This is a genomic window from Chloroflexota bacterium (assembly GCA_020161265.1).
Lineage (GTDB): Bacteria > Chloroflexota > Chloroflexia > Chloroflexales > Herpetosiphonaceae > Herpetosiphon.
This window is the reverse complement of sequence record JAIUOC010000013.1, coordinates 13,789-31,142: the sequence shown is the minus strand read 5'-3', so window position 1 is coordinate 31,142 and position 17,354 is coordinate 13,789. Positions and strand designations below refer to the sequence as shown.

Annotated in this window: 12 protein-coding genes; 2 read left to right on the top strand and 10 right to left on the bottom strand. The window is 49.3% G+C overall.

Annotated features, from left to right (window positions below):
• The first annotated feature begins 6 nt into the window (after positions 1-6).
• Together LCH85_24450 and LCH85_24445 are read left to right on the top strand one after the other, a co-directional pair.
• Positions 7-708 (top strand): cysteine hydrolase, encoded by a 702-nt coding sequence (locus tag LCH85_24450; GenBank protein MCA0355157.1) that lies wholly within the window; start codon positions 7-9, stop codon positions 706-708.
• Positions 709-845: 137 nt separating this feature from the next.
• Positions 846-1,655, top strand: a complete 810-nt coding sequence (locus tag LCH85_24445) for an alpha/beta hydrolase (protein MCA0355156.1) — start codon at positions 846-848, stop codon at positions 1,653-1,655.
• A gap of 267 nt (positions 1,656-1,922) precedes the next feature.
• On the opposite strand, the gene LCH85_24440 is transcribed toward LCH85_24445, so the two are convergent.
• The 10 genes from LCH85_24440 to LCH85_24395 all read right to left on the bottom strand — a co-directional run bounded on the left by LCH85_24440 (position 1,923) and on the right by LCH85_24395 (position 17,235).
• On the bottom strand, positions 1,923-5,153 hold the full coding sequence (locus LCH85_24440) for a type I restriction endonuclease subunit R (GenBank protein MCA0355155.1): 3,231 nt from the start codon (positions 5,151-5,153) through the stop codon (positions 1,923-1,925).
• A 23-nt stretch (positions 5,154-5,176) separates the two neighbouring features.
• Complete coding sequence (locus LCH85_24435; protein ID MCA0355154.1) at positions 5,177-6,337, bottom strand: restriction endonuclease subunit S; 1,161 nt, start codon at positions 6,335-6,337, stop codon at positions 5,177-5,179.
• Between the two features lie 3 nt (positions 6,338-6,340).
• Complete coding sequence (locus tag LCH85_24430; protein MCA0355153.1) at positions 6,341-8,410, bottom strand: N-6 DNA methylase; 2,070 nt, start codon at positions 8,408-8,410, stop codon at positions 6,341-6,343.
• A 197-nt stretch (positions 8,411-8,607) separates the two neighbouring features.
• Complete coding sequence (locus LCH85_24425) at positions 8,608-9,285, bottom strand: endonuclease III (GenBank protein ID MCA0355152.1); 678 nt, start codon at positions 9,283-9,285, stop codon at positions 8,608-8,610.
• A gap of 62 nt (positions 9,286-9,347) precedes the next feature.
• Entirely contained in the window at positions 9,348-10,373 is a 1,026-nt protein-coding gene (locus LCH85_24420; GenBank protein ID MCA0355151.1) for a COX15/CtaA family protein, read from the bottom strand.
• A 91-nt stretch (positions 10,374-10,464) separates the two neighbouring features.
• Complete coding sequence (locus LCH85_24415) at positions 10,465-11,880, bottom strand: hypothetical protein (GenBank protein ID MCA0355150.1); 1,416 nt, start codon at positions 11,878-11,880, stop codon at positions 10,465-10,467.
• Positions 11,881-11,910: 30 nt separating this feature from the next.
• Positions 11,911-12,690, bottom strand: a complete 780-nt coding sequence (locus tag LCH85_24410; protein MCA0355149.1) for a class I SAM-dependent methyltransferase — start codon at positions 12,688-12,690, stop codon at positions 11,911-11,913.
• A 30-nt stretch (positions 12,691-12,720) separates the two neighbouring features.
• On the bottom strand, positions 12,721-13,923 hold the full coding sequence (locus LCH85_24405; protein ID MCA0355148.1) for a glycosyltransferase family 4 protein: 1,203 nt from the start codon (positions 13,921-13,923) through the stop codon (positions 12,721-12,723).
• A 215-nt stretch (positions 13,924-14,138) separates the two neighbouring features.
• The gene (locus tag LCH85_24400; GenBank protein MCA0355147.1) at positions 14,139-16,451 is read right to left on the bottom strand and encodes a hypothetical protein; all 2,313 of its coding nucleotides are present in this window, start codon (positions 16,449-16,451) and stop codon (positions 14,139-14,141) included.
• 31 nt (positions 16,452-16,482) lie between these two features.
• The gene (locus LCH85_24395; GenBank protein MCA0355146.1) at positions 16,483-17,235 is read right to left on the bottom strand and encodes a hypothetical protein; all 753 of its coding nucleotides are present in this window, start codon (positions 17,233-17,235) and stop codon (positions 16,483-16,485) included.
• Positions 17,236-17,354: the final 119 nt, after the last annotated feature.

Genomic DNA, 17,354 nt, shown 5'->3' with positions numbered 1-17,354 from the left:
GTTTTTATGCTCGCGAACAATAGCCAAGCATTTTTGGAATATTTGGATGATTGGTATGCCAACTTGCCCGAATTGCCACTCGACGATTTATTGATCGATGGGGCTGATCGGGTGGCGGTGACCTGTGTTGATATTATTGTAGGTTTTTGCACCGATGGTGCTTTAGCTAGCCCACGGGTGCAAAGCATCGTCGCGCCGATTGCCGAATTATTCAAAGCAGCTCATGCTGGTGGTGTGCGCCATTTCATCCTGCCTCAAGATTCGCATCCTGTTGATGCGGTCGAGTTTGGTGCGTTTCCAGTCCACTGTGTGCGTGGTACGTCTGAGGCTGATACTGCGCCAGAATTACGGGCTTTGTCCTTTGCCGATAGCTTCACGATTTTTGAAAAGAACTCGCTGAGCGCTGCTTTGAGCACGGGTTTTCCGGCGTGGGTGACTGAGCATCCCGAAGTTGATACCTACATTATCACTGGCGATTGCTCGGATCTCTGTGTGTATCAATTGGCCATGTTCTTGCGGCTTGATGCCAATGCCCGCAATCTACAACGCCGCGTCGTGTTGCCCGCGCAATGTGTCGATACCTACGATACGCCGCTAGAAGTGGCCCGCGAACTTGGCCTATATGCCCATCCTGGCGATTTCCATCATGTTTTTTCGTTGCACCACATGGCCGCCAATGGCGTGGAAGTGGTCAAAGCGCTGAAATAAGGTTTGAGGTTAGTTCAATCCACACCCGCTCTTGCTTAGCAGGAGCGGGCTTTTTTGGGTTGCACCGCTTTTATATATAGATCATATGTTCTGTTAATGCTATACTCGTGAGTGATTAGCTAGCCATGGAGGAATGGATGCAGACATTGCGCTCACAAGATGGCACAACCTTGGCCTATGATGTTTATGGCAGTGGCCCGCCGCTGATCTCTATTACCGGGGCAACCTGTTTTCGTAAGTTTTTTCCAATTGTCAAAGATGCCAAAGCCCTCGCCCAAGCCTTTACTGTTTATAGCTACGATCGCCGAGGTCGTGGTGATAGCAGCGATACCCAGCCGTATACGCCGCTCCGCGAACTTGAGGATTTGTTGGCGCTGATCGAGCGGGCTGGCGGGAAAGCACATATCTACGGGCATTCATCGGGGGCCGTCTTGGCGCTTGAAGCTGCACTTCAGTTTCCCCAGTTTGTTGATCATGTGGTGTTGTATGATCCGGCCTATGTTCACGATTCAACTGAGCAGACTGAGTATATGCTGCTGCAAAAACAGATTGAGTCGTTGCTCGCCAACGGCCAGCATGTCCAAGCAATCACCAGCTTTTTAAGTGGCATTGGCATGCCAAAAGTGGGTGCATGGCTGATGCGACTCATGCCTGGCTGGAAAACTATGGTTAAACTTGCTCCGACGTTGGCCTACGATTTGGAGTTAACTGCCGATTTGCCCCCGATTGAGCGGGCCGCGCGGTGCAGTGTGCCAATCCATGTGATGGTTGGCGCAAAAAGCCCAGTTGGTATTCGCAAGGTCGGCCAAGCATTAGTCGAAGCAATTCCTAATGCGACCTTTGATCAGTTAGCTGGAAAAGGCCATATGATTGATGGAGCGGATTTATTACCGTTCTTCAAAAATTACCTAAGCAAGCTGGATTCAACTAGTGTTGCTACTCCCTAAACTGAAGTACACCTAATTGATTATTGCGTATCAGCCGTCTCTTACGATCCATTGAGCCAAAAATGGCTGATACGACGCTAATTTTATGCATTTCCGCATCCCAAACCACGCCAGCAAGCAAGCAGCATATAGGTAAAAGTAGCCTTATATAGGTAATAGATTGATACTTTTACCTATAATTTGCGATTTCATTACCTCTTCTCATTGATTTTTAATGGTCGAAAGACCGCTTGGGCGTGGGCCGAGTGCCCGTTGGCGCAAGCTGGTTTAGGCGGCCCATTGTTGGCCTTGCACCGCCCGATCAATCAACAGTTGATAAATCGCTTTGCTCTTGGCACGAAAAATTTCTTCAGTGTAACTTCTTGGGAGTGTATCATCTAGCACAGCCTCTAGGGTATTCTCAACAACCATTCGGCTTTGTTGATGTTTGTACCAATCGGCAATCAACACTTTTGGTTGCTGGCTGCGTAGCCGTTCAATCAACGCTTTGGCGGCAAGTTTGACCCGCTGCTCGTCGGCTTGGCTCATGCTTGGCTGTTTCAGAATATCGAAGATTTCTAATTCGCTCTCGGTTAAGCCCTCTCGTAGATGGCGCTCGGTTTCTTGTTGCAGATCTTTGGTAAATTCGACTAGCTGCTTGAAATAGTGATCGGTGGTGCTACCACCTGCATTGTAGCTGTCGATAATTGCTTGCAGCCGTTGAACAAAATCAACCCGATTGTGGTTGGTTTTGAGCATGCTGGCTAATTTTTGCTCAATAAAGGCGCGTAGATCGCTAATGTGCAAATGTTTAAACGGCGTTTGTTTAAATGTATTGTTCAGCTGAGCAAAATCGAGTTTGCTCAAATCCCAGGCTTGGCTAGTAGGAATAATTTGGTAGTTTGCTTGCTGCTCGCGTACATGTTCGCCCTGATTGTCAACCGCAATGCTTTCATCAAGCAAGTTGCCAATTCGTTGGTTGAGCGCTGAATTATCAGGTTGATACAACCGTGCATCAAGCATTTCGCGCAGATAATCGAAAACGAGTAGGGGCTTGCGCCGCGCTTGTTGCATAATTTCAGGCTTGCAGGCTTCGTATAATGCTCTAACAGTATTATGATAGACATAAAAGGTTTTGCGCCGTTGATCATTGGCTAAAAGAGTATCAGCCGCTGCATTCAATAGGTTCAGTTGTTCAAATGTTCCTAAGCTCGCTTGCAGTGCTTCAATCGTGATCCCGTTCGTTTGGCAAAAAAGTTTGGCTTCTTCAAGCGCTTGATCGAAGAGCCGAAATAGCTCGCTTTTTTCGCGAACTGGCATATCACGCAATCCAGCTGTGCCTTGGGCATAGGCCTGCAAGGCTTGTTGCATATTGCGAAATACATTGTAGTAATCGATGATTTCGCCATTGAGTTTGCTGACGTTGTTGATCGTATAGGCCGAAACCCGATTGGCACGCGCAATCGTTTGCATCAGGCTGTGGTCTTTCAGCGGTTTATCAAGGTAGAGGGTCGAGACCGTCGGCGCATCGAAGCCAGTCAGCCACATCGAACAGACAAACACCACTTGGAGTGCATGGCGCGGATCTTTGAAGTTGTGCTCAAGATCATGGCCATGCTCATCGAGCTTTTGCAGGCGTTGACGATGAGGCGCAATATTCAGGCCTACTTGCTGGAATTTTTCAAGTTCGCCTGCTTCTTCGCTGATAACCACGGCCATTTCAAGCTGGCGCATATAATCAAGTTGTTGTTTAAGTTGTGCCTTCAGTGCTTGATCGTTGGTTGCGCTGATTTGGCGATGCAATGCTCTGATGGCGCTTTTCCAGTGGGCTTGCACTTTGTTGTACATGGTTACTGCGGTAAATTTATCGACACAAATTACCATGGCTTTGCCCAAATAGCCGCGCCGAGGCAGATGATAGACAATATCTTGGGCGATGGTTTCAAGCCGATCATCGCGCTTGATAATTTGAATTTCGCTGGCAAATTGGCGTTCTAAGCGGGCTTGTTGGGCATCATCCAGGTGTTCATCTTCGAGAATCGCGTAGAATTCTTCGTTCAGGGCATCGTTGTGAATCAGCACTTCGGGAACGCGCTTTTCGTAGAATAATGGCACCGTCGCGCCATCATCGATCGATTGTTGAAAATTGTATTCGGAAACGTAATTGCCAAACCAGGCATTGGTTTTGCGCTCTTTGCCCAGTAAAGGTGTGCCCGTAAAGGCCAGAAATTGGGCATTCGGCAGGCCTTGGCGCATGTTATCGCCCAAGGCTTGGTATTGGCTGCGATGGGCTTCATCCACAATCACCACAATATCAGCGCGAGTTGATAACACTGGGTAGGCTTTGCCTTTGTCGTAGCCAAATTTTTGAATCAGGCTGAAAATCAGGCGTTTCTGCTGGCCTAAAAATGTGCGTAACCCGGCTCGATTAGTGGGCTGGGCAGCCTCATTGGCACTAACCGTTTCGGTGTTGAGAAACGTCCGATAGATCTGGCGATCCAAATCGTCGCGGTCGGTGATGATTAGAAAAGTGAAGTTGCCGCCTAGTTTGCGCAGGATTTTACGCACATAAAACACCATCGAAAAGCTTTTGCCCGAGCCTTGGGTATGCCAAAAAACGCCTAATTTGCCGCCAAGCTCGGCGCGATTGGTAAAACGCTCGATGGCATGATTGACCCCGATAAATTGGTGGTTTTGGGCAATAATCTTTTGCTGTTGGTTGTGGTAGATGATGAAGTTTTCGATGTAGTCGAGTAGTTTGGCTTTGGCACATAGCCCCGCCAGCACTAGCTCTAGGCTGATCGCTTGCTCTTGGATGGCTTGACGATCAATTTTGCTGCTTTCGTCTTCGACGCGTAGCCAGTTGAAAAAATGGCTCCAATCGGCAGTGAAGCTACCAAGCTTGCTTTCAATCGCGTTCGAAAGAATACAGATGGCGTTGGTCAGAAAGAGTTGCGGGATATCATGTTTGTAGTTGGTTAAGTTTTCGCGGTAGGCGGTGTGCAAAGCAATATTGGAGTTTTTGAGTTCGATAAATACCAGCGGCAGGCCGTTGATATACAGCAAAATGTCGGGGCGGCGATAGTCAAGTTGGCCTTGAATCCAAAGTTGCGAAACCGCGAGAAATTCGTTGGCCTCAGGCTGATCAAAATTAATCAGTTTGAGCCGATCATGCACGGTTTGGTTGTTGGCATCGGGGTAGCTCACGATAATGCCATCGCGGATGAGTTGGTAGAGTTCGTAGTTGGCGCTGAGCAAATCTTGGGCTTGGCGCAGGTCGTTGATCAACGGCCCAAGTGCTTCGTCGATGCTGGCTGGCGGGATGTGTGGGTTGAGTTGCCGCGCCATTGTTTGCAAACGCCCGGGCAGCACGACTTGGCGTTTGCTACTGCGACCTGTCCCATCGTTGAGGTCTTCGCGATCGGGCGTATGACAATTCAGCAGTTGATAGCCATAGATCTGTTCTAAGAGCGCTAAAGTTTGAGCTTCGATCTGGGCTTCTTTGATCAGATTGGCCATGGTCGGCTCCTCTCAACAATCGCTTAGCGCATGCTTGGTGGGTAATGCACATCCAAATCGCTCACATCGAGCGTGCCCGCCATCAGTTTTGGCAGCAGTTGATCACGAGCTGTTTGAAGTTCTTTATTGATTGTATCTAGCGCAGTAATATAGGCAAAGTTTGATTCGAATACCTCTTGATATTTAACCAGAATATCCTTATCAGGTAATCTTATTTCTAGATTTTTAAGGAAATCCCAATCTGCTCTAGGCATTTTAGTTCCTTTAGATGACACATTTGCTAATTCTACAAAATCGTCACTAAATAGAGTATAAAACACAAAACCTTCGAGGAAAGTATGCTTTACACGAAGAATAATTGTATCGGTAGAACAAATGCCTGAAAAATGTGCTAGCGATATTTTGTGTAAATACGGTCTAATTTTCCCAAATAGTATATCTCGTGATTCAAATAATAGCTTATCGCTTTCAAAAGATTCAAGATTTCCTGAATTTGAGATAAGTATTGATTTTCGAGGAATATGTTCTAATCCTATATATTTTGTATTGTCCGATTCTATGTTTTTCTTTTTGATACCTTTACGAATTTCACTTACTACACTATTTAACTTCACAACTTCCCAGCCCTGAGGAATCCCATGCTCAATTGGCGTGTGCTCATAGCCCGGGAAGCGCATGCGTACAAACCACTCGCGATACAGTTCTTCGGCAGCTTGCTCAAGCAAGGCGATGCGCTGGCGATTGACTTCGATCAACTCGTCGTAAGCCGATAGTATGGCTGCGATCTTGCGTTGAATTTCTATAGACTCAGGGAAATAAACTCTAATTTTATGGATATGATTACGATTCAAGGTCGGATTTGAAGAGCCTGTATCAAAATTTTCTAGGTGCAACGTTTTAAGGAAGTAATAGATAAACTTTGGAAAATTCCCTTTAAAATCCTTAACCCATAATGTTGTATCATGAGGCCAGTAATTATTGTTAGTGTAGTAAACTGCTCCAAGCGTTCCCTTTCTACCTATAATAACACCAGGTGCAATAACTTTTGACTCGTTATGAAAACTAGTTATTCCAGAGGATGAAATTATAGGTATTGTGCCTGGCAATTGTTCTGCTTTTGTTATATCAAATCCTCTTTGAAAAGTAACTATATCGCCTAAATCCATCTGTTTGAATAGAGTCATACTTCATCCAAATAATTGCTGCAAATTATGTTCAATTACCGCTTCAAGGGTTTTGGCTTGGCTGTTGAGCTGGGCTAGCTCTTGATGAATGCTGTGCATGCTGGCTAAAAACTCAGCTGGCGTTTTGCCATCATCTTCGATCACCACGCCAACATAGCGCCCAGCATTCAGCGAATAATCCTGCTCGGCCACTTCGGCAGGGCTAGCCAACTTGCATAAGCCTACCACATCGCAATATTCCGCCTCGGGGAAGCGTTCGTGCAACCACTGCACATGCTTGACGAAGCTTTCGGCAGCTTGAATGCTGCTGGCGAGGCTATCGAGCTCCTGTTTAAGCTGCTTGAATTGGCGATCTTGGCTGCGTTTGCCAGCGGCTTTGGCGGCCTCGTTGCATTGCTGCTCGGTGTTGCGCAAGGTTTGTTCAAGTGCATGCTGGGCAGTTTGTAAGCGCTCGAAAAAGTGTTCGAATTCTTGGCGCAAGCCATGCTGCGCCTGATTTTGGTGGGCAATCTCGGCTGATTGACGTTGCTGATAATCGCCTAACGAATCGGCTAAGCCAGCCACAGCATACCATTGATCAGTATAAAAATTAATCGTTTGCTGGTCGGCTGGGTTGGTTAATAATTGAACTAATTGCATGGTCACGGCTGGCAAATGAGCCTGTTGCTGCTGGAGTAGCTCAACACTTTGCTGCAAATAACTGGCGACCAGATCGATCAAGGCTTGGCGTTGGCCACGCTGCAATTTAACGATCATAGCAATATTTTGCAACTGCTGATCGCTAAATTCACGCTGAGCACGCGAAATTTGGGTGAAAATATTGCGAGCATCGATAAATAATATTTGATCGCTGGTTTTCGCTTTATCAAAAAACCACAAGGTAGCAGGCAAGGTTACGGTGTAGAACATATTCGAAGGCAGGGTAACCATGGCATAAATTAAATTCTCTTCGATCAAACGCTGACGAATCTCGGCCTCGGAGTTACGGGCATCGGAAGCCGAATTGGCCATGACCAGGGCTGCGCGTCCCTTGGGATTGAGCGCAGTAGCGAACAAATTGATCCACAAATAATTGGCGTTTGGTACTTTCTCGCCACCTTCTTCAGCCTTTGGCTGTTTGCTTTTATTGCGTGGAATGCCAAATTTGGTAAAACGCGGATCGCTTTTGATCTGCTCATAACTAACTTCATCGACATTGAAGGGCGGGTTAGCCAGCACATAATCATACTGCCCAACGCTGGCAAACGGGTCTTGATAATAACTAATCGCCTGCTTAATCTCGCCGCGTACCCGATTAACCGCCAAGTTCATGGTTGCCAATTTAACCGTTTCGAGGTTCTTCTCTTGACCGTGAAACACAATATTATGGCTGGTAAGGTTGGGTTCTAGCCCTTGAGCACGCAAATGCTCAGCAATATAATGCGCCGACTGCACAAACATACCACCAGAACCACATGCAGGGTCGAGCACCTTGCCCTCGGTTGGCTCGATAATTTCGACCATCAAGCGCACAACTGAGCGTGGCGTAAAGAACTCACCGCCGCCTTGCCCCTCGACCAAGGCAAACTCGGCCAAGAAATATTCATAAATCTGGCCAAACAAATCGCCAGTGCTATCGGTTGGAATGTTGGCAAACGTTAGCAACAAGCGTTTCAAAATCTGCGGGTTACTGCGCATAATCCGCACATATTCTGCTTGCGGCAACATGCCTGCTAAGGCCGTGGTATGGGTTTCGATTGCTTGCATTGCTGCGATCACAGCCTGGGCAATATCCTGATCTTCGGGCAAGCTGAGCAAATAGTGATAACGAGCGTGGTCGGGCAAATAAAAACCACAGATTGCCACCGCGATCTTATCGATTGGCTTTGGCTCACGGCGTGAGTTTTGCAATTCGCGATAGGCCTGCTCAATTTGCGGTTGATAGCGCTGATAAATATTATCGACAAACTTAAGAAAAATAAGCCCCAAAACCGGAGTTGCATACTCGCTGGCCTTAAGATCCGAGTTGGAGCGTAGGGCATCGGCGGCTTGCCACAATTGGCTTTCTAATTGTTTAAGTTGTTCACGGTTCATGGTTGCCAAATCTTCATAAGTGAATCACCGGATCGTGATCACACCACAATAAAGTGGATTTATCGCATGCCATTGCTTCTGGGAATTATCAAAGAGGGTAGCCCCAAGGGTTGGGGCAATTATAGGCGAGCCTTAGCTTGATGCCTAGCCCTGAATAACCCCTTTGGGCTAGTAATTACGGGTGATTTTTAGGATGATTATGCTGTTGGTTGCTGCTCCTGATACCACAAACATTGTGCAGTCAGCGGGCATTGGCTGCAACGCGGTCGTTTGGCTAAGCAGATGCGTTGGCCGTGGCGTAATAGCGCAATGTGATAGTTAAACAGCCATTCAGCGTCGTGCGGTAGCAATTGCCACAGAATTTCGTGAGCTTCAGTCGGTGTTTTGGCCTTGACCAAGCCTAAGCGTTGGCTGACTCGATGCACATGGGTATCAACAGGCAAAATCGGCTTGCTAAAACAAAACAACAGTACCAACGAGGCGGTTTTTGGCCCAACGCCGCGCAGCCCAGTCAGCCAAGCCATTGCTGCTTCAGTCGATAGCTCAGCCAGAAAATCAATCGAAATTTCGCCGCGCTCAGCCAGAATTTTAGCCAAGGCAGCTTGAATATTGTTGGCTTTGGCGGGAGCATAATTGGCAGGCTTGATCGCTTCGGCCACGGCTTCGACTGGTGCTGCTAAAACGGCTTCCCACGTTGGAAACGTTGCCCGGAGATTTTGGTAGCCACGCTCTTCGTTGGCCTCGGTGGTTTGATGCGAAAGCATGGTCGAAATCAGTTCGTGCATTGGTTCGCGGCGTGGTACGAGTTGGTTAAATCCATGTAAGGCAACTAACTCGCGATAAACCAACTCGGCCTTGGCTTGGAGATCGTGCATACATCTGCTCCAACATGCACAAAGACACGCCGAAGCGTGCCTTTGAATTGACGATTTGACGCTTAGTGGCTGGCTTCGGCAACTTGTTTGAATGACTCGTTGCTTGTGCTTGGGCTAACAGGCAAGCGATATGCCAGCAATACCAAGGTCATCAAACAGCCAATTAGCAACGAGCCAACGATCAGGTGAATCGCTTGCAACGGCGGTGGCAAGGCTGCATAAGCCAGTCCAATCCCAGCCGCAACTTGGGTCAATACCAAGCCGCTGGCAATCCAAGCGGTGCGATGAATCCATGGGTGCAAACTGCGATTATGTACAATTGCATAGGTTGCTGCCAAAATCGAGATCGTGAAAATGAGTGCTCCGGTGCGATGCAGCGGGTCGGTGATCCCAACTTGCGATACCCAATCGCTGCGCGGAATGTTCATTTTCGAGCTAACATCGTCGATATGACCACGGACTAATGCCCCCAAAGTCAATTGCACTAAGCCAAAGCCAACCAACGCCTGCCCCCAGCGGGCTACCGTGCGTCGTTCAGCTGGAACATTAGCGATTGGTCGGCCATTGGGGAAGAAGGCGCAAACGGTGGCATACAGCAACAAACCCACAATCACCAAGGCCAAAATCATGTGCAAGGTCACGATCCAGCCTTCGAGTTCGAGGTGTACGACCTTGCCACCCAGCCAGCCTTGGAATAAAGTCAAGGCTAATGCGCCAAGCACTGACCAAAACACCCGCTTCGATTTGCGATAGTGACGGAACATCAGATAGGTGGTGATCAACAAGAAAAAGCCAATCAACATGCCGATCAAACGGTTAATATATTCGATCCACATCAAGGTTGGGTTGAATTGGCTAGCATCGAAGCCATGTTGGGCAATCATGTCGGCGCTGGCAGGTGGTAGCCAATAGCCAAAGCATTTGGGCCAGTCGGGGCAGCCCAACCCAGCCCCCGAGGCGCGAACAATCCCGCCCACAAAAATCAAGAAATAAGTAGCAATCGTGGTAATCATCGCCCATTTTTGAAAGCGATCTAAACGCCGCCAAGAAAAACGCACTTGGTCGGTCGGAACACGCAGTTGTTCCATCGGTATGGCTCCCACTTGAGAATAAATATCTGGTATTGGGATAGTATCATAGGCCAAGCATCGCTGGATTGCATCGCATCGCGACCTGATGTTAGCAATTTTTAACGACTTCGCAGCGATTAAATAGCAGTTGATCGGCTTTTTGCCAAACCAATTGGGGCACTTTAAGCTGATCAGCAAGCATGGTGTTCCAGCGTAAGCCTGGCCCACGAATCTCGCGATCAGTCGCCGCTTGGAAGATTAAGCCGCCATTCCACACAATGAAGAGCAAGGCTAGGCTAGCAATCGCCGCTTTGGGCCAGCGAATTCGCTCAATCAGCAGCGCCAAACCAATAATGAAAATCGGCGTGCATTCGATCAAGCGCCGAAAGCCAAATGAGCCTTGCAAATGCCAGGTCGAGCCAAACGCCCCGTTCAGGTAAATTTGAGCAAATAAACCTAAACTGAGCAATCCAGTCAGCAACCGATCCTTACGCCAGAGCCAAATCAAGCCCGCCAAGCCAATCAGTAGTAGCGGATGCCACATAAAGGCCCCGCGCCGTGGATCGAACAAGGTATGGAAAAATTTGTAGCTGATCAGATTCAATTTGCCCGAAACTGTGCCCGATGGCTTGGGCTGGCCATACAGAATGTTGTAGCTGATCAGCTGTGGGGCGAGGCTCAAAGCAAATATCAGTACAAAAAACACATGCTTAGCCAAAAGTTGGCGTACTTGCAGCCATTGACCTTGGCGAATCAAGCTAGCATAGGCGACTAAACCCTCAACTGCTGGCAACAGCAAAAACAAGCCAAGTTGCTCACGCGTCAGGGTCATCAAGCCGCCGACGATCGCCAAGGCCAGCCAACGCACCCATGAACGCTGCGAACCTTGGGCGAGCAGGGGTTGATCGGTAGGCCCAATCCAGATCGTGATAAACAAGGCGACCATTGCAAAGCCCGCGCCATGCGACCAAGGCACTTGAATGTAGGTGTACCAGATCAGCGGTGAGGCCAGCCAAATGCTTAATGTGGCTAAGGTGGCCGCCCACATGCCAACCCAACGCCGTGCTAAACGATAGGAAAGCAGCAAACCAAACAGGGTATAGCAGGCCGATGCCAAACACACCGCAATAATGTAGGGCTGGCTAAATCCATCACGCGGCACATCGCCAAATAAGCCCACGCCAACCAAACCATCGGCAACCACATACCACGGCGACCACAAGATTGCCGAGCCAACTGGCGCAACATTGCGATATAAGCCTGTGGTTGGGTTGAGCGGCGGATCACTTGAACGATCTTTGAGCAGCGCGTTATAAACCGCTGGATCGCCTTTTTGCATGCCGAGATCGGCGAAATAGCCATATTCGTTGGCAAAATTCAAATCGCCATCGAAATAAACTGAGCGCAAATAGGCAAAATATTGCACTTCGTCGGTGGCATACAGCCGAAACAAACTAATTGGCAGCAGCGCCAGCCATAGGGCCACAATCACCACCGGCCCGGCTTGAGATAAAAGACGCTTCATAGTGGGCCTAGATTCCTCATGTGTAATGGCTTATTTGCTGGGCTTGGTACCAACGATCAACAGCATCGAACGCCATTCGGGCCGCAAACTCGTCAGCACCCATAAACCAGCTTTGGTGGCAACCCGCAATGGATGGCGCAAAATTCGGCTTTTTTCGATACCGACACGCTCCCAAGCATCGCCAAAAAACTCTTTGGCAACCTTGAATCCGGCTTGTTCAAGCATCCAACGCAATTCGGCCATAGTGTAGAGGCGGCTATGATTGTAGTAGCGCTGCGGCCCATCAAGCTGCATCGAGCGCGTAAATTCCTTGAACGACTCGAATGGTCGTGCCAGCACTACATCGCCAAGGGTTTTCATGCGGCTTTTGAAATAAAATTGATTTGGTGTGGAGATAATCACGCGGCCACCTGGCTTGAGCACCCGCAGCATTTCGGCCAGCGGCTTGAGCGGCGAGCCAGCTAAATGCTCGATCACCTCGGAAAACACGACCGCATCGAATTCGCCATCGCCATAGGGAATTGGCTGTTCGTCGAGATTACAAAACTTGACCTCAACATTCAGTTTTTGCCAAAGTTCAGCCCGGTCTTGGGGAAAAAGATCAATGCCAGCAACTTGGTAGCCTGCTTGGCGCAAAATTCCGGTGAAAGTGCCTGGCGTTGTGCCAATTTCGAGGATGCGAGCTGGTGCTGCTGGCAAGGCTCGGAGCAAGGCTCGAAAACGGTAGCGATGCAGGCGAAAATAGGCTGGTTTGGCCTCGTTGGGCATCGTGCGCCCATATTCTTCAACAAGTTGATCTAAGCGATGCATACTATCCTTATCATGCTGAGTAGCAATTTGCTAGTTAAATTTTTGGCTAATTTGTTGGCACAAGGCCTTGATCCGACCAGCGCGGGCGCGATAGGTATGATCTTGCACACATTGGCGGCCAGCCTGCTCACGCTCAGGGCGCAGCGGATCGGTCAAGGCATCGGCGAGCGCTTGCTCTAAGCCTTGGATACTGCCACGCTCAAAATAATAGCCGATCTGTTCGGGCAAAATTTCGCGCAAGGCTGGGATATTCGGCAAAACGACCGCTCGCTCGACCGCCAAGTATTCGAATAATTTGAGCGGCGAGGCGGTTACGTCGGTGACGGTATCGGGAATGACCAAAACATCGGCGGCATGTAAATAGGCTGGCGTGGCGCTTTGCGGCAAGGCTCCCAGAAAACGCACGCTCTCGCCAAGCCCCAAATGGTTGGCCTGTTGGCTAAATTGGGCGATTTCGGCTGGTCGCCCGCCGATGAATAATAATTGGGCATTTGGCATGGTTTGCTGCAAGTTGGCAAAAGCAGCGATCAAGCGATCAAGCCCACGATACGAGAAGGTCATGCCAGCGTAGACAATTAATGGTGCAGTTGGATCAATCCCAAGCTGTGCCCGCGCCTGTTGGCGATCGTGGGGTTGATACAGCGAATCATCAAAAGCATCGGGAATTACCGCCACATCGCTGGGTTTACGCCAGCCCAAACGTGCCAAGAGTTGGCGAAAATCATCGGTCAACGAAGCTACAGCAGCGCTCCGCCCAAGCGTCAAGCGATCAAGCAAATTGAGCACGGGCTGCACCCAGGTTTCTTTGGCGCGTGACGGATTCCAGCTTTCCAGATCATGGGCCTCGTAAATCACTGGAATGTTGAGCAACGGCCCCCAGAGTGTCGCCCACCAACCAGCGGCAATCACCTCGCGCACATAGACCACATCGATAGCCTCGCCGCGCCAACGTTGGCTGGCTACGACGGCAGCACTCATGGCGGCGAAAACGCTACGCTCAGCGTAATACCACAAGGTCGATTTTTTAAAGCGCGAGAGCTTGCCAATCGCTGGGCGTTGCAGGTGGGTTGCGCCGACCTCTTTAAAGCGGCTTGGTTCACGCAACCAGCGCGGAATAATAATCAAAGTATTGGGCGCTTGTTGGCGCAATTCGCGTAAGGTCGTCCAGGTTTGAATCGCGTTGGCCGAGGCTAGCATCAAACTGGTTGGATAAGCAATATAAGCAATTCGCATAAGTTAATTTAAAAGCCATGATTAAATTGAGTTCAGCAAAGCCATAGTGGCAGAGACGTAGTAACTCCAATGAGCACAAAATCATGCCAATAAGCAGGCTTATAGTACCACTATTGCCTAAAACTAGCGCATTATTCACGAAACTTGGAAATTTGATGAAGTTTTGAGGGTTAAACGAACAGGGACAGCCATTGGCTGCCCCTGTTCGTTGGAACTTATTGATATTTGTAAATCAATGGAAGGTAGTTGGGTAGACCACTATAGTTTGGCTGCAAGGTAATTGCTGGCGAAGTCAAGCCAGTTTCGGTGTAGTTGCCTGCACCATCCAAGAAGCGCATATGCACATGGCGTGTGCCGGATTCAGTGCCAGTTAAGGCGTTGACCAAACGCACATAATCGACATGAGTTGCGCCATCTTCCAAGCCAATCACGTCGCCATATTGCAAGAAATCTTGCGGAGTTGGGAAGTTGCTGCTGGTAGTAGCGACAACCCACACGCCCCAATAGCGCTTGTCGGCTGGCGCGGTATTCATAAAGCCATCATCAGTCACCACGGCGGTGAAATCCAATGGAATTACTGAGACGCTGGTGCTTGCGCCATTGGGCAAGGTGATGCTGCCGCCAGCAGTCAAAACAGGCGCATCATCGTCGTAGGTAAATTGCTTGCTGACCAAGCTTTGATTGCCCAAGGTGTCGGTTAGAATCACGGTTGCATTGACCGTTTGTTCTTCAAAGCCCGTGCCAGCGCTATCATTGCCGGTTACAAAGCTATCGAAGGCCGAGAAGCCACTATATGGATAGCTTGAGCCGTTGACCACGAATGGCCCAGCTTTATGCCGCGTAACGCCTGAACAACCACTAGTTTCTTGAGCGATGGTATAGGCGAAGGTCATGTTACGGGTATATTTTTCAGAAACCCGATCAGGCGCGAATGGTTGCACCTGTACTTGGGTCAAGCTGGCTGGGCGAGCGCTTGGCGCAGTTTCCATGGTGTAAATTTGGGGTGTGCTTTGCAGCGAGCTGTCAATCACAGCACTAACCGTTTGCACACTTGAAATGCCACCATTGCTACTATTGCGCAACTGCACATAAACTGTGGTAGCACATGAATTTACCCCAGCCCCAGTATTCACGGTTTTGCTTGTATTCAAGCCTTCCCATGCTGGCGAGGCCGCTTGGGCAGTGAAGGCGCTGGTGCTAACCCGCATTTGGTCGGGGTTGCCAGTTAAGTTCGACAATGCCAAGGTAACGCTAGGGTTGCTACTTGGGCTGGCACTGCTACGGGCGACCGTAAAGCCAACTGGTGGCAGAGTTGGGGTTGGTGATAAGGTTGGCGTTGAGGTGGCTGGAGCTACGCCGCTGGTATTGCCAGTGATTTGGCGAATATCATAGCGTCCGATCGCTTTATCCTGCCAAATTACCCCAATCGCCGTACCTTGAACCGCAGCGCGAGTCCATTTACGCTCGGCTTTTGATGAAGTGGCGTATTGCAAATTAGCAATTGCTCCACCAACGATAATTTCGCGGTTAACGATATAGAGATTCTTTTCGTCAACCCCGCTCATCCACAAAGCATAAATCCGATCAGCGGTTGGGCTGTAGATAATTTCAGGGAATTCATCGAACGATGAGCCGCTACTGACCAATACCCGATTCGACCAGCTTGTGCCATAGCCAATGTGATAGTACATTTTGCGGCCACTGCTGTCGATGCTATACAAGGCGGCAACCGTGTTGCCTTTTGAAGTCAACGAGACTTGCTTGATTTTGCCTGAGGCCAAATCGGAGCCAGCCGTCCAAGTCGTGCCATTGAAAGTCGCATAGCGCACCGAGCTATCGCCGCTAAATGCAACGTGAATCACGCCATCGCTGGTTTGGGTTGCCCCGATATAGCGTTGGTTATTGCCATCGTTGCGAATCAACCGACCCGTGTTGGCTTCCCATGATCCATTGGCCCAAATACGGTGGACAACTTGAGGCAAGCTGCTAGCACGGCGGTCGCCCCAGAAGGCATGGATTTTGCCGCTACTATCAGTCAAGAGTTCAGGCGTTGAGGCCTTGGTGGTGCTGAGGGTTGTAACACTACTTTTGGTAATATCCGAGCCGTTGACCGTCAGATAGCGGTGAGCTGCAAAACCTGAGTTAGCAACATACACAAAGTGCACACGGTTGCTTTCCAAGGTCATCGAGTGTAATGGGTCAGTGCCACGGGCAACCGAGCCAGTTACTTCATAAGGGGTCAGCCATGCGCCCGAAACGTTGTTGGTATAGAGCAAGCGTGCGCCATCGGCATCAGTTGCTCCATATTCAACCCAAGCAACGTGGCTTTTACCATTACCATCGTATTTAATATCAGGATAAACATTGGTATTGGCACTAACGTAGCGAACTTCTACGCTGCCCCAGCCAACCGCCTGAATTGCCGCCTTAACCCCAGTTCCGCCTTGCTTGAAAGCCAATGGAATTAGGAGACAAACCAGCAAGAACAGTACAACACTGGCTCGCTTCATCGATGTAGACTCATTCATTGATCGGTTCCTTTTGTATGCGGCAATCGCTTTATTGGATGATTAGATTGTCGAATGCAAGGTTGCCTTCAGCATAGCCATAGACTCCTGCTTGTCCGGCAGCGTAACTCTCATCCTCGGCTCGCAATACTTCGATGCCATCAATGCTGGCAATAATTGTCTTGCCTTCAAAGCGTAGTTCTAGCGTTGCCCAGGTTTTGTTGCTCCAGCCTTTATCGGCGCTTGAGGCCAACAATGTGTAGCTATCGGTTGCCGCATCATAGCGTTGCAAGCTGACGGTTTTGCCACCTTCAGCACCTTCGGGACGCACTACAAAGGCATAGAAGCCAGCATCATTGACCCGACCAATCACACCCATAATGCTGTTGCCAAACGAATAGGCTTGAGCACGGATGCTATAGTCGGCCCAAGCTTTATCGCCGGTTACCAAGCCAGTTGGGGTGCTTGAACCATAGCCATCGGGGCCAGTAACTTGTTCAACCACCCCTTGCTTAACTTCCCACCTCGAAAGCTCAGTCGAATTGCTCCAGATATCGAAAACCTGCCATTCGCTCAACGCGCTATCAAAGCTATTGCTATACCGAACAGGCGCTTTGTTGGGGTTTTCGACGCTTGGCGCTTCAGGAATCGCCTCGGCCTCAATTGGGGCATAGGTTGGGGCTGGGGGTGCAGTTGGAATCGTAATTTGTTGCTCTTGTTGAGCGCTGGTTACCGCACCACAACCACTGATAACAATGGTTAGGAGCGCTAGCCCACCCAATGAACCCATAATATTTCGTCGCATTGAACTCCTCCTAAGTTCTAGTGAGAGTTTGGAATGAATCCCGCAGCATGTGTGGATTGCAGTTATTGAGCGTAGCACGATGCTGTTGATTCTGTCAACGTAAAATCAACGTCCTTAGT

Coding starts and splice junctions, on each gene's coding strand:
- LCH85_24415 (MCA0355150.1), bottom strand. CDS start 11,880: ATGAAGCGTCTTTTATCTCAAGCCGGGCCGGTGGTGATTGTGGCCCTA.
- LCH85_24400 (MCA0355147.1), bottom strand. CDS start 16,451: ATGAATGAGTCTACATCGATGAAGCGAGCCAGTGTTGTACTGTTCTTG.
- LCH85_24440 (MCA0355155.1), bottom strand. CDS start 5,153: ATGGCCAATCTGATCAAAGAAGCCCAGATCGAAGCTCAAACTTTAGCG.
- LCH85_24395 (MCA0355146.1), bottom strand. CDS start 17,235: ATGCGACGAAATATTATGGGTTCATTGGGTGGGCTAGCGCTCCTAACC.
- LCH85_24430 (MCA0355153.1), bottom strand. CDS start 8,410: ATGAACCGTGAACAACTTAAACAATTAGAAAGCCAATTGTGGCAAGCC.
- LCH85_24410 (MCA0355149.1), bottom strand. CDS start 12,690: ATGCATCGCTTAGATCAACTTGTTGAAGAATATGGGCGCACGATGCCC.
- LCH85_24435 (MCA0355154.1), bottom strand. CDS start 6,337: ATGACTCTATTCAAACAGATGGATTTAGGCGATATAGTTACTTTTCAA.
- LCH85_24425 (MCA0355152.1), bottom strand. CDS start 9,285: ATGCACGATCTCCAAGCCAAGGCCGAGTTGGTTTATCGCGAGTTAGTT.
- LCH85_24445 (MCA0355156.1), top strand. CDS start 846: ATGCAGACATTGCGCTCACAAGATGGCACAACCTTGGCCTATGATGTT.
- LCH85_24405 (MCA0355148.1), bottom strand. CDS start 13,923: ATGCGAATTGCTTATATTGCTTATCCAACCAGTTTGATGCTAGCCTCG.
- LCH85_24420 (MCA0355151.1), bottom strand. CDS start 10,373: ATGGAACAACTGCGTGTTCCGACCGACCAAGTGCGTTTTTCTTGGCGG.
- LCH85_24450 (MCA0355157.1), top strand. CDS start 7: ATGCTCGCGAACAATAGCCAAGCATTTTTGGAATATTTGGATGATTGG.